This is a genomic window from Grimontia indica (assembly GCF_000333895.2).
Classification (GTDB): Bacteria; Pseudomonadota; Gammaproteobacteria; order Enterobacterales; family Vibrionaceae; genus Enterovibrio; species Enterovibrio indicus.
The window spans coordinates 35048-48118 of sequence record NZ_ANFM02000007.1 but is presented as its reverse complement, the minus strand read 5'-3'; the positions used below and the strand labels follow the sequence as shown (position 1 = coordinate 48118).

14 protein-coding genes are annotated in these 13071 nt (G+C 49.6%); 10 read left to right on the top strand and 4 right to left on the bottom strand.

Going from position 1 to position 13071, the window contains the following annotated elements:
- Window positions 1-23: 23 nt before the first annotated feature.
- Window positions 24-401, top strand: coding sequence for a DUF3461 family protein (locus D515_RS04385; RefSeq protein WP_002536371.1), 378 nt, complete (start codon window positions 24-26; stop codon window positions 399-401).
- A gap of 42 nt (window positions 402-443) precedes the next feature.
- On the opposite strand, the gene truC is transcribed toward D515_RS04385, so the two are convergent.
- Together truC and D515_RS04375 are read right to left on the bottom strand one after the other, a co-directional pair.
- Window positions 444-1175, bottom strand: coding sequence for a tRNA pseudouridine(65) synthase TruC (truC, locus tag D515_RS04380; protein ID WP_002536369.1), 732 nt, complete (start codon window positions 1173-1175; stop codon window positions 444-446).
- 11 nt (window positions 1176-1186) lie between these two features.
- On the bottom strand, window positions 1187-1507 hold the full coding sequence (locus D515_RS04375; RefSeq protein WP_002536367.1) for a YqcC family protein: 321 nt from the start codon (window positions 1505-1507) through the stop codon (window positions 1187-1189).
- 229 nt (window positions 1508-1736) lie between these two features.
- Here D515_RS04375 and D515_RS04370 point away from each other — a divergent pair, with 229 nt between their 5' ends.
- The 4 genes from D515_RS04370 to D515_RS04355 all read left to right on the top strand — a co-directional run bounded on the left by D515_RS04370 (window position 1737) and on the right by D515_RS04355 (window position 4364).
- Entirely contained in the window at window positions 1737-2774 is a 1038-nt protein-coding gene (locus D515_RS04370) for a DUF3549 family protein (protein WP_002536365.1), read from the top strand.
- Window position 2775: 1 nt separating this feature from the next.
- Window positions 2776-3084 (top strand): DUF3301 domain-containing protein, encoded by a 309-nt coding sequence (locus tag D515_RS04365; protein ID WP_002536363.1) that lies wholly within the window; start codon window positions 2776-2778, stop codon window positions 3082-3084.
- Window positions 3085-3784: 700 nt separating this feature from the next.
- Window positions 3785-4018: a DUF2789 family protein gene (locus D515_RS04360; protein WP_002536361.1), complete on the top strand. Its 234-nt coding sequence runs from the start codon at window positions 3785-3787 to the stop codon at window positions 4016-4018.
- A gap of 67 nt (window positions 4019-4085) precedes the next feature.
- Entirely contained in the window at window positions 4086-4364 is a 279-nt protein-coding gene (locus tag D515_RS04355) for a DUF5320 domain-containing protein (protein WP_002536359.1), read from the top strand.
- A gap of 16 nt (window positions 4365-4380) precedes the next feature.
- Here the strand turns inward: D515_RS04355 and D515_RS04350 are convergent, their stop codons facing one another.
- Both D515_RS04350 and syd read right to left on the bottom strand, forming a co-directional pair.
- Complete coding sequence (locus D515_RS04350; protein WP_002536357.1) at window positions 4381-5154, bottom strand: Zn-ribbon-containing protein; 774 nt, start codon at window positions 5152-5154, stop codon at window positions 4381-4383.
- Between the two features lie 6 nt (window positions 5155-5160).
- On the bottom strand, window positions 5161-5706 hold the full coding sequence (syd, locus tag D515_RS04345; protein ID WP_002536356.1) for a SecY-interacting protein: 546 nt from the start codon (window positions 5704-5706) through the stop codon (window positions 5161-5163).
- 62 nt (window positions 5707-5768) lie between these two features.
- On the opposite strand from syd, the gene queF reads away from it, so the two are divergent.
- From queF to xni, 5 genes are all read left to right on the top strand, one after another.
- Window positions 5769-6614 carry an NADPH-dependent 7-cyano-7-deazaguanine reductase QueF gene (queF, locus tag D515_RS04340; RefSeq protein WP_002536353.1) on the top strand — a complete coding sequence of 282 codons (846 nt, stop codon included), beginning with the start codon at window positions 5769-5771 and terminating at the stop codon, window positions 6612-6614.
- A gap of 83 nt (window positions 6615-6697) precedes the next feature.
- Window positions 6698-8968, top strand: coding sequence for a tetratricopeptide repeat protein (locus tag D515_RS04335; RefSeq protein ID WP_002536351.1), 2271 nt, complete (start codon window positions 6698-6700; stop codon window positions 8966-8968).
- A gap of 131 nt (window positions 8969-9099) precedes the next feature.
- Entirely contained in the window at window positions 9100-10656 is a 1557-nt protein-coding gene (locus D515_RS04330) for a GGDEF domain-containing protein (protein ID WP_002536349.1), read from the top strand.
- A gap of 209 nt (window positions 10657-10865) precedes the next feature.
- The gene (ppnN, locus tag D515_RS04325) at window positions 10866-12236 is read left to right on the top strand and encodes a nucleotide 5'-monophosphate nucleosidase PpnN (RefSeq protein WP_002536348.1); all 1371 of its coding nucleotides are present in this window, start codon (window positions 10866-10868) and stop codon (window positions 12234-12236) included.
- A 63-nt stretch (window positions 12237-12299) separates the two neighbouring features.
- Complete coding sequence (gene xni / locus D515_RS04320) at window positions 12300-13070, top strand: flap endonuclease Xni (RefSeq protein WP_002536346.1); 771 nt, start codon at window positions 12300-12302, stop codon at window positions 13068-13070.
- Window position 13071: the final 1 nt, after the last annotated feature.

Sequence of the window (13071 nt, the reverse complement as noted above, 5' to 3'; positions counted from 1 at the left end):
TCTGACGATAGAAGGGGTAAAACATGTATCAGAATCTGAAAAACATCGGTATCGAACATCCAGAGAACATCGAGCGTTACACCCTGCGTCAAGAAGCCAATTCAGACACGCTGAAAATCTACTTTCACAAAGCCAAAGGCGAGCTGTTTGCCAAGAGCGTTAAGTTCAAATACCCACGCCAGAGAAAGAATGTGGTGGTTGACAGTGGCAGCGGCCGCTTCCGTGAAGTCACGGAGATCAACCGCAGTTTGTCGCTGGTCGTAGATGAACTGGATAAAATCGTGCGCCACGAGAAAAGCGAGCAGGATACCAAGAAGAAAATCCTTCGCGACCTACGTCACTTAGAAAAAGTGGTTGCCAGCAAGATCGCCGAAATCGAAGCCGATCTGGAAAAACTCTAGAAAAAAGGTCTCAGGATCTAGGATCCTGAGACTTGCTCTTCCTCAGAGCGCTCTGCCCCATCCCAAACCTTCAAGCACCCTTCGCCAAACTTCATCAACCTTGGCCTCAATCACCAGGTTTTCACCGGTTACCGGATGCTGAAATTCCGTTCGTGACGCATGAAGCAGCAGTTGATGACATTCAAATTCCTGACGGAACAGGCGATTGTGTCGCCCGTCTCCATGATTCACATCACCCACGATATGGTGACTCAAGTGATGCATGTGACGGCGGAGCTGGTGCTTACGGCCAGTATGCGGTTTCATTTCCACCAGCGTGTAACGGCAGCTTTGGTAGCGCCCCATAGGGATCGGTAACTCCGCATGCGCAACCGGTCGGTATTCAGTGACCGCCTCTTTGGCTTCTGGCTCAGCCGTCGCGAATTTATCAGCCACCTTATCCAGTTCTTCTTTGAGTGGATAATCGAGCGTTGCACCTTCTTTAATCCAGCCACGAACAACCGCATGATAGGTTTTGTGAATGTCGCGCCCGGCGAACTTTGGCATCATTTGTGAAGCCATTTCGGACGAAAGCGCAAAAAGCAAAACACCGGAGGTTGGGCGGTCCAATCGATGAAGTGGAAAAACATGCTGGCCAATCTGGTCTCGCAACGTTTGCATGACAAAGCGGGTTTCGCCTTTGTCGAGCCAAGAGCGGTGCACCAACATACCTGAAGGCTTGTTAACGGCGATCAGCCACTCATCGCGATAAATTATTTCTAGTTCAGTTTGCATCTTAAAAACGGTTATTGCGGTATAAACAGAGCATCAATGTCCATCGAAACACGGGTAATGTCTGCATGCCCTTCCTGACCACGCATGGCTTCTTCCACATAAGGAGCAATAGAAAATGACTCTGGCAAAGGTTGGCCGTGTTGTAACAGGAACGCCATTTTCGGGATAAAAATCCATTGAAGCCATTCGGCACAACTCAAAGTATCAACCGCGAAAGGCTCGACACTTGAAAGAGCCTCGCTCGAGGGTGGCTCACTTTGCCAGTGACCATGCACTTCTAGCGTGTCTTTGAGTGCCAACAGCAAGGCACCGACTTTTTCGTGTTTGCTCATAGAAATTGCTCTCTTTTACCCGCTTTTGCGTCCAATGGGTTGAAATATCAAACTGGCGCAAGCATATCACTAATCAATGCCGAGCGATCTGAAATCCACACTCCCATCGTTCAGCAACATTCAGTGAAAAGCGCTGTTACGAATCCATCGCCGCCCAAAGCCGCGAGAATGGTACACTCACCGCTGTTTCACTCTCCGCCAATGAAGGCAACACGAATTAGAAGTCATCATGGAAAATACGCTCTCTCTTAACGCCATATTGAGTCAGGCAAACTGCGAATTTCTGGTATTCGATCTCAGCCGACGCGTCACGCCTATTAGTAACAAAGATTTTGTGGCGATTGAAGAAAACCGCATGCCCTATCCTTTTCCTGCGCAGCAACATGCGCAAATCGGCATTGCATTCTGGCAACCGAATCAAGCCCCATGGATCTGGTTTTTAAAAATGCCTCTGGATGAACGTGGCCTTCTCAACCAGGCAGCACTTGGCGATTTCATCCAATATGTGGCTCAAGCCATGGGCGCGACACTGGATAAAACCCCGACGGAAGAAGAACAGGAAAAGCTTGCTGCAAACCCATATACCTTCAATCCGCAGGATGATAAGAAAGCCATTTTCCATGCTTTCCTCACCGCTAAGCTGAACCAGCCTGCCAGCCAGTATTATGACCATGCACAACATTACGCTTCAGGTGAGCTTGGCTGGGAGGAGTGGCAAGGAGTAGGGCTTCAGGGAATTGCCGATCTGTGCGCGCGCATGGACAAGCACAACAACCTTACCCGTTTGCGTAAAGCCCTCTCGAACATGCCGCAGCCACCCAAATATGCATTACTGGGCTGTCTCGAGCATTGCGATATTCCGGACTCACTGGCTGCGCGTCTTGAGGAAGACATTCAGGCCATGCTGTCTGGTGACGAAACAGACCTGTTCCTTCTCACTGCTCATGTTAGGGCATTGGCTGGCGCCAAGCCGGACGTTGTGCACGGTGTCATTGAACGTATGCTGGCAACTGAAGCGCTCCGTCACCGTGAAATGTTGATTGCGATTGCAGGGCGCTGTTGGCAAGCACTATCAAATGAACCACTATTAGACGCCTTTCTTATCGCCGTTGCTGATCAAAAAGATCAGGCTTTCTTCCAGCAGATGGTCGCTGATCTGGTGATGATCCCAGCGCTTCGTCCACAGGTGTTAGCTTTACTGCACGGCTCCGCATCGCCAGCTTTGCTTGATGCAGTGAAACAACTCCAGCAATCCGTGAAGGCTTAAAATGACTGCTGATCTGTTTTGGATATTACTTATCGCTATCGTTGCCAGCTTATTCTGGCAACAACGCCGGCAGAGTGAACTGGCGAAAAACTATATCGTCCGTCGATGCCAGCAAACTAACGTGCAGTTGATTTCAATAGCGCGGGGCAGTCATTCCTTTGGTTGGCCAAAAGGCCCATTGGATATTCAAACCCGCTACTACTTTGAGTTTTCTGTGAATGGTCTGGATTGCTACCAGGGCTATGCCGTGATGAAAGGGATGCGAATCAAAGAGATTTATATGCCGGCATATCCGGTGTTGGAGGAGTAATACCAATCGCACAAAAAAGAACGGGCGCGACTTTCGTCGCGCCCTTAAGGTCTTACTTGCAGCTATCCGGCTACGAAATTTGCTCCCTGCATCAATCCTTGATCAGTAGCTGATTCCTTCAGCGTTATCCTTATCTCTCCGTCCTGGAGGTGTCCTTCGGTCTTACCTTGACCCATCGAGCTGTCCCAGTCTCGACTCTCATCCTCGTCCTGAGGGTGTCCTTTACTTCGTCCTGAAGTGATTCCTTAAACCCCCAATCCCGGGTTGTCCTAAGTGTCTTCCTGACCAGCAAACTTCCTGTCTACTGTACGGTTCCTTCCGTGTCCCTAATCCGCTTTCCTTGCTGGTAACACAATCCTTGCATCACCTGCTCTTCCTGAGCTGCCAAGTTCCGTGGCGTTAGTTCCTGTTCCGTGTGTCAGTATCCTTCCGACACCGCAAAGATTACGCGAAACAGTTTCCTAAGCAACCCACCCAAGCCAGACTGCAGTCACAAAATTAGTCCCTCAGCAAAACACAAATAGTAACTCATTGTTTTTAATGTCTTTAATAAAAAGAAAAAAGACATTTCCTCGTAAGAAAACAGGATAGTCCTACCAGTTTGTAAGAGATCTCTCACAAGCGATTGAGACCGGATTGAACACGAGCTTCTATACTTTCGAAACACTAAAAAGTCGTTGGGCCGATGGAGGAAACATTGATGGAAGTGTTTAACCACAATCTTGAAAACCTGTTTCAGCAATTGGGGCTCCCCTCTGATAGAGAAGCTATCAACTCCTTTATTGCTGATCACCATTTAGAATCAGGTGAAAATTTAACCTCAGCTGCTTTTTGGTCTGCGAGTCAAAAACAGTTTCTCGAAGAGGCAAAGTTGCAGGATGCCGATTGGGTTGAGCAAATTGACACTCTCGATACTTTATTGCGTAAGGACTGAAGTTGCGTTATTCATTGCCCCTAGCCACGTCGTGTAAACCACGGATTTTGAAATTAGGGAAGAGACAATGAGTACTGATTTTACCCCCCTACTTGAGCAAGCCATTCAATCTTTGGTGAGTGAGGGGAAAGAGCCGACTGTCGCGTTAATTAAAAGTCGTCTCACCAGCCCGGTGCCCATGCCGCTTATCATCAGCGCGCTCCAGCGTTGGAAAAAAAGCGGCACAGTGCCAAAAGTCGAGCTGGTGAAAAAGGATGACAGTGCGGAAGCCCGCATTAAAGATTTAGAAGAGCAGGTTAAGGCACTGACAGAACGTCTTGAAGCCCTTGAGCAACGCCTTCCTTAATTGGCTTAAAGTAGGATTACTGAAAATCCCACGATAAGTTCGATACCAACCGACAATCGTCGCATTTGAAGTGGAATACATCGTGCAGTGGTGACTCAAGTAACCAGTCGCCACCGCATTTTGGGCATTTCCGAGTCAACTCCGATTCCGCATCCTTCCCGCCAACACGGTACTGATAGTAATAGGTGGGCACTTTGGTCAGATACTCGATACGTCCGCGAATGTCCCAGCCTTTTCGAAACAGCAGACTCTCTACGTCCTGAATTTCCGCCAGCGCGGCGTGTTCAGCTTTGAACGCCCCAGCCATCTGAATTTCATCGCACGCTTGCCATTCAGTTTGCCACTTCACTTCCGCTTTATGATCGCCGTTAAAGGTCGCAGGGATGTGGTAAAGCGGTATGGGCAATAAGGTTTCACCGCAACGCAACGGTGAACAGGTATGAACATAAGTGGTGTACATCACCTGCCAGCTGCGCTCAATCTCTGGTGCGCTCTCTTCAGAATTGATATCACGCCCTAACACCTTCACCTTGGGTGACAAAAGACTCGCATCCGCCAGTTGGTTCAACTTCTGTTTAACCTGTGGGCTATTGTTCTTAGGGTTCAGACTATCTTTTTCAGGACAAACAGCTCGGACATGGAATTGCCCATCGCCCAGTACCATCGGAAATTCGCGCCCCAGCACCTGACCGTTGTAGCGAAGGGCATCCATCAGGCCATTTACTGCGCGGTCTACCGCAGAAATGGTTGTATCGTCGAAGCACTCAAACGTCAGTTCAACCACATACATAGACGATTATACCTCTGGCTCTAACTGCTCTAGAAACGCTTCAATGTTGGGTGCCAGCACCATTCGCTGTTTGGTGCCAATACGCTCCTTGATCACTTCACCGCTGACGTTACAAATCGAAACCACATCCAGTTCATCATCCGTCGCCGCAATAAAGATGGTCGGGTTGTGTTTAAGGCGTTTTTGCATCAGAAGATGGCCCAGCATGTTCTCTTGAAGACGCGGTAAGTCTTCTTCGCTCCACACTTGGATGAGCTCCAGAGAGTGTCCGTCAAACCTTGCCGTCATATCACCGCAATACTGTCCCGCATAAAACGACTTAATGTCCTCATGCAACGAAATACCAATGCCTTCTTCAACATTGGAGAAATCCGCCAGCTCTTTACGTTGAACCGGTTGCCAAATCACCACCTCGTCAGTTTCCTGCACCACACAAGGCGATTCCAGGCCAAGATAGGCCTCGCTTTGTGGCTTAGAACCGTGTTTCTTGTGCCAGGCGTCCACAAAGCGCTCACTGAAAGACCAAAGCGCACGGGAGACAGAGTGATTCATTAGCAAGATTCCTCAAGATTCAGTAAACTTTGCGCATTCTAATCGATCCGTGGCAAAACCGTATGAGCAAATATCAAGATGCAAAAGAACTTGCTGGCCTGACGTTGGGTCAGAAAACGGACTATCAGGAGCATTATGCCCCTGAGCTGCTGCAACCCGTACCACGAAGCCTTAACCGCGATGACCTTGATTTGGGCGATTCGCTGCCATTTACCGGGTACGATATCTGGACGCTCTACGAACTGTCTTGGCTGAACAAAAAAGGGCTACCGCAGGTGGCGATTGGTGAAGTTCGCCTGCCATCCACGACGCCAAACCTGATTGAATCCAAGTCTTTCAAGCTTTATCTGAACAGTTTTAACCAAACCAAGTTTGAAAGCTGGCAGGAAGTGGTAGACGCGCTGGCGAAAGACCTATCAGCGTGTGCAGGTGCTGATGTGGACGTAACACTTTCCCCTCTGGAAGAGTTCACCAATACCCCAGTGATTGCTTTTGGTGGCGAGAACATTGACGAGCAAGATATCGAAATCGACAACTATGAGTTCGATTCATCACTGCTCGAAGGCGCGGCTGAAGGGCCAGTAGTGACTGAAACCCTGAACAGTAATCTGTTGAAGTCTAACTGCCTGATCACCAGCCAGCCAGATTGGGGCTCTGTACGCATTGCTTATAAAGGTAAGCGCATCAACCGTGAAAAATTGCTGCGCTACATTGTGTCATTCCGCCGCCATAATGAGTTCCATGAGCAGTGTGTTGAGCGCATCTTCACTGATCTGATGAAGTACTGCCAACCAGAGCTTTTGACCGTTTATGCACGTTACACCCGTCGTGGTGGCCTAGACATCAACCCATACCGTACTAATATGGGTAAAACGCCAAGCGAAAACAATCGATTGGCGCGTCAATAACCTCGCGAACAGGCTCTGACTTCAGAGCCTGTTTTTCTTTATCCGATGAGGGTCTGTAGACCCGGAAACGACATTATTCAGCCATGCGATTCTTGCCAGCCGCACTGTTTTCTTTCTCTTTGTTCTTTAGTGTCTATGCCGATGCCAAACTCTATTCCACACCGATTTTGGCGGAAGCAGAAGCATTGATCCCCACCGCACCAGAGAAAGCGCTGGCCGTCACAGAGCGCTACCTGTTGCAACGCCGTTTGGCCGAATCGACTAACCGTCCCCACAGCAACAACGAATCCGACCGCTCTATCCGCACGCCGTTGAACACAGTGCACGCCTACCTTATCACCGCCAAAGCACACAGCGCCCTTGGCAATCAGGAAGCGGCATGGCAGGCATTAGATAACGCAAAAAGCACGGTCGAAGGACACGGCATGAAGCAAGCCAAGCTTGAAATCATGCTCACGCAGGCCAGCATACTCTATTATCTCGATGATAAGCCCGACGACGCTGTCGCCCTCTTACAAGCGCTGCTGAACACTATCGCTGGCCAAAAAGGTCCGAAAACGACTAGCGTTGAGCGAATCGATTTCGAAGCCAAACTACTCAACGCGATGATCACCACCAGCGACGAGACAGAAGCAGAAAGCCTTGCGCAGTTTTCTCAGGTGGAACAGGCTTTGGGTGAGCAGCCAGATCTGGAACAGAAGGTGCGTTACCAAATTGCCATTGGCAATTATTACCTTGGGATAGAATCTTACGAGCGTGCGCTTTCTGAGCTTCTCAGCGCGTACTGGCTTGCCAGCGAAAATGACTTTGCTTCACAGATTGCTAGCGCCAGTCTTTCCTTGACCAAACTCTACCAGCAGCAAGGTGCAATGGATAAAGCGTTGCAACACGCTAATCAGGCTGCTGAATTCTACGAACAATACGATCTGAGCCGCGGACTGTCCGAAACCCAAACCCTTCTGGCCAACATATACAGCCAACAGGGTCGCTACAACTTCGCACTGGTTCATTACTTCAACGCACTAGACCTGGAAAACTTGCTCTCCAGAGCAACGAACATTGCCGATATCAACGTCTCGATAGCACGAACCTACCTCAAGCTACTGCGCTTTGGTCAAGCAGAGGAATACGCGACCCGCGCCATCAAGGTGGCCAGTGAACACGAACTAAACCTGCCACTGGCACAGGCTCTCATCCTCAAAGGAGAGTTGGCGGTGATAAACAAAGAGCCTGATGTTGCTATTGATGCGCTGAAACAAGCGATGACAAACGCAGAAGCGTTGAAAAACCGGGGATTGATGATCGAATGTCTAGCCCGTCTATCACAGGCTTATGAGCAAAAAGGTGATTTCAAGCAGGCACTGAACATCCAACGCCGCTTCGACATGCTCGAAAAACGCAATGAAAGCCAAAAGCAGATACTCGAAGCGGAATCGTTCAAACATCGTCAGCGTGTGATTGAACGCCAACTGCAGCTTGAAGATATGCAGCGAAAACAGGCTGCCGACGAAGAAATCATTGTCGAACAGAAGAAAATCAACCTGTTTCTGTTGGGGGGCCTGGCCGTGTTGTTGCTGGTTTTGGTGCTGCGACATCGGGCTGCGAATCTTCGCCAACATCAGCTGGAAGATCTACAAAAAGAGCTCTACACCCACCCAAGAAGTGGACTAAGAAACCTGCGTATGCTGAACGACAGACTCTCTAATTCTCTGGCGAAAAGCAGTGCTCACTTCGAACAGTGGTATCTCGGCGAGATGATCCATGAGCCCTTGAGCGACAAACTCAGCTTCGCGATGTTTGAAGTACCGTTTCTTAAGGTGGTTTATCTTCAACACGGTTACCACCAAGGGTTAGAGTTAGAACGAAAACTTGGGGACTACCTACAATCCCATATCGAGAAGCCAACGCGCCTTTATCACTTCTCTGACGCCATGTTCATTTACATTGAGCCAAATGCAGAAACGCTGAATGAACCTGAAAAGCTGGCTGGAAAAATCCAGTCGCTCATTGATGATTTTGTCCAGGAAAGCAGACTTGAAGACGTCGATGACCGTCTTCGTATCGGTATGGCGGATTACCCCTTCCTGCCACGCGCTTTTACCTCAATAAACGACAAGGAATTGATAGACATCCTACTGATGGCAACGAGTGCAGCACGTCAGGCCAGTAAACTCGAACACACCAGCCAATGGGTGCATTTAAGCGCCATAGATTCGACACCTGCCGCCTGTTTTGCTGACAACAATGTTCGTCAGGCTTGTCTGGACGGCATCAACACAGGTCTTATCAAGGTCAAAACTTCGGCACTCAGCGGAATTAACTGGCAGACGGTTCACGAATCTGATAAAAACTGACGCCAATCTATTGATAGCCCTAGTAATAAACCGTTATAGCTAACCGTTGCCCACATGTAATGGTGAAATAGTAACTTCTATTGCAGACTTTTTTCGTGCTGCATTGAAGTTCGGAGATGTAGTCGCGTTTTATGTCCAACTTCTCGTCAGATGACGATGTCATTCTATTGAAAGAAAAGTTGCAGCAATCCCAGCTGGTTTTCCGTGATTTAGCCCTTAAATCGCGGCGCGAAGCGACGATCCTGAAACGTCTCATTTCACGATTAATTGCAGCCTCCCAGGCTCATGATGACCCTCTTCTCAACGAGCGCCTCTCACAAATCCGACGTGAGCTTGACTCTCAGGAAGATGTCAGTAGATTGATCCCGCAACTTGCATTGGTAGAGCGCATGGTCAACAGACACAATCAGGCAACGGAACGTGCTAAAGATTCACTGGAATGCCAGTTCCAGCAAAGCGGGGAAACGCTTAAGTGTCTGCCCGGCTTGCCTGCGCAATTAAAACGCGACCTGCGTACTCTGTTGACCAGCCCTGCCGCAGAACAAAAAGGCAGCACTGAAAAAATTGTGGCACTGCTTCAGCTTTATGAACGCGCCCTCAAATTACTTTCTCTGCCATCCAACGGCCTCAGTGCCCGCGATCTGCTGAACATCGATCGCATCAACCAGCTATGCAGCGAACTCCAACACCTGATCACCGAACTCGACTTTGACGGCGAAGTTGGAGACCGCTTGTTGGATATCCGTAGCCGCTTGTTGCTATCACCGGATGCACAGACCCTGCTTGAACTCACTCTGGAATCTGTTCAGCTGATCCTCGACGGAACGCGCAATGAGCGCAAAGCGTCTCAAGCGTTTCTTTCCCAGCTCAATGAAGATTTGTCGATTCTGCAGCGCCACAATGGCCGTTCAATCGACAGCTCGCAGGCCATTGCTACCCAGCGCAGTTCGCTCAATGAGGAACTGGCCGCATCAGTTGACTCTATCCACAACCATCTTCAGGAAGCGGAGACGCTTGAAGAGCTGAGACCGAACCTGTCACAGGTCGCCGTCAACCTTGCTTCTCTTGTCGCTCGCAATCGCGAGTTGGAAGAACGAGAGCAACAGTTGATGGAGCAGTTGCAGCACAACGAACAAAAGCTGGAAGCGCTGTATCAACAAACCATGGATTACCGTCGCCGCCTTGGCGATCAGGAGCGTAAGCTGCTGCTTGACCCTCTCACCAAGGTATATAACCGCGCCGCGCTCGATGATCGCCTGGAACATGAATACCGTTGCTGGATTCGCTACCAGACGCCTTTCTGTCTGGCAATGATCGATATCGACCATTTCAAGAGCGTGAATGACCAATATGGCCATTTGGTCGGTGACAAAGTGCTGAAAGTGGTAGCCCGCACCATTCACCAATGCCTGCGTGATACTGACTTTATTGCACGATTTGGCGGTGAAGAGTTTGTGGTCCTGTTGCCGGATGCGGATGAAGAAACCCGCAAAGCCCTTCTGAACAATGTTCGCGAAACGGTTTCACGTTTGCCCTTCAAGTTCAAAGACACCCGCCTGACTATCACGGTTTCTATCGGTGGCAGTCTTTTCAAAGACAATGACAGCACAGTGGATGTACTGGAACGTGCTGATAACGCCCTGTACAACGCCAAACACAACGGTCGCAATAAGCTGGTCTGGGCTTAATCCTTAAGCAATCAATCACCTACCCCTTTTTCTTACCCTACAGCGTTTTGGTTTTTTAATGCCTGAACTGGATAAACCGCTTTTCTGTGTGTATGGTTAATTAACACACTGATTTTTAAACCATTGAAAATAAATTCTGATAAAAACGAAATGGTGTCACCTACACCCTCCCTCTAATACAGTGTGTTTTCTCTACACAGGAGGTGATTATGATCACTCACATCAGCCCCGTCGGGGCCATGGATCTTCTTTCCCAGCTTGAAGTAGACAGACTGAAAGACACTGCGAAAAGCGACCTTTATCGCCTGTATCGCAACTGTTCGTTAGCGGTACTGAATTCCGGCAGCCACACAGACAGCTCCAAAGAGTTGCTGGAACAATATAAGTCTTTTGACATCCGCGTGATGCGCCGCGAGCGTGGCGTGAAGCTAGAGCTGATTAACCCGCCCGAACATGCCTTCGTTGATGGCCGTATCATTCGTGGTATTCAAGAGCACATGTTCTCGGTGCTGCGCGACATCATTCACGTTAACGTCCAGCTTGAGCATGCCAAAGTGTTCAACCTGACCAATTCAAACCATGTGACCAACCTGATTTTCGATATTCTTCGGAATGCCAAAACTCTGGTGCCAGGGAAAGATCCGAACCTGGTAGTGTGTTGGGGCGGTCACTCCATTAATCCGATCGAGTACCAATACACACGCGAGGTCGGTCATGAACTTGGGCTTCGTGAACTGAACATCTGCACCGGTTGCGGACCCGGCGCGATGGAAGGCCCAATGAAAGGGGCGGCTATTGGCCACGCAAAACAACGCGTCAAAGGCAGTCGATTCCTTGGTTTGACTGAACCTTCCATCATTGCTGCTGAACCACCCAATCCTATTGTGAATGAACTGGTGATCCTGCCGGATATCGAAAAACGTCTTGAAGCGTTTGTGCGTGTTGGGCATGGCATCATTATCTTCCCTGGCGGTGCGGGTACCGCTGAAGAGCTACTGTATCTTCTTGGCATCTTGATGCATCCAGACAATGCTGATCAACCTATGCCTGTGGTTCTGACGGGACCAAAAGAAAGCGCCAATTATTTCCGCGTTATTGATGAGTTCATCCGTGATGTGATTGGTGAGGAAGCCACCAAGTACTACCAAATCGTGATCGGCGATCCGGCAAAAGCGGCGCGTATCATCAAGCAAGGTATGCCTGCGGTAAAAGAGCACCGCCAATCAACGGGTGATGCCTACTCATTTAACTGGTCACTGAAAATTGCGCCTGAATTCCAACTGCCGTTCGAGCCGACCCATGAAAACATGGCAAACCTCGACCTGCACATGAATCAGCGTCCGGAACTACTGGCTTCGGCGCTTCGCCAAGCCTTCTCAGGCATCGTTGCTGGCAACGTTAAAGAGGAAGGTATCAGGGAAATTGAGCGTAATGGCCCGTTCAAGATCAATGGCGATGCTGTGCTGATGAAGAAGATGGACAAGCTCCTTCGCGGATTTGTAGAGCAGCAACGCATGAAGCTGCCCGGCTCAGAATATATTCCCTGTTACGAGATCGTTCAGGGCTCTGATGGGCGATAGGCTTTCATTTATCTCTCAAGCAATTAGAATGGCCCCAACGGGCCATTTTTATTTGGGTAATCCATGTCAATTCATCTTGTCATCATTGATGCCATGAACCTCATCCGCCGGGTGCACGCTGCGCAGCCAGATCCGGAAGATATCGCTTCGACGATTCAAGTCTGCAACCGCGCTTTGACCAAGATTATCCGCTCTTCAGAACCTACCCACATTGTCGCTGTGTTCGACCATACGGAGCAGGACAGAGGCTGGCGGGCTGAGCTGGTCCCCGAATACAAGCAAGGCCGCAAACCCATGCCAGAAGCTCTGCAAGCTGGACTGGATAAGATTCAGGATGCGCTTTGGGATATGGGCATTGACTCGCTGCTTTCGTCCGGCGATGAAGCGGATGACATGATTGCGACACTCGCGGTCAAAGTGGCCAGCCACGACGGTCAAGTCACCATAGTGTCAACCGACAAAGGCTATTGCCAGTTACTGCAACCAACGCTGCGCATACGCGATTATTTCCAGCAACGCTGGCTCGACAGTCCGTTTATTGAAAAAGAGTTTGCCGTTCAGCCTCAGCAACTGACCGATTACTGGGGGCTGACGGGCATTAGCTCTAGCGGTGTTTCTGGTGTACCGGGTATTGGCCCTAAAACCGCTTATACCCTCCTGCAGCGTTATGGCAACTTGGAACAACTTTATGCCGCTGAAGATGTTGAGCCCAAATGGCAGAAAAAGTTAGACGGGACAAAAGAACTGGCACTTCGCTGTAAGCAAGTCGCGACGTTGAAAACAGATATAACGCTGGGTTTTAACCTTCAGGATATCCGCTACACCGCCCCCTAAC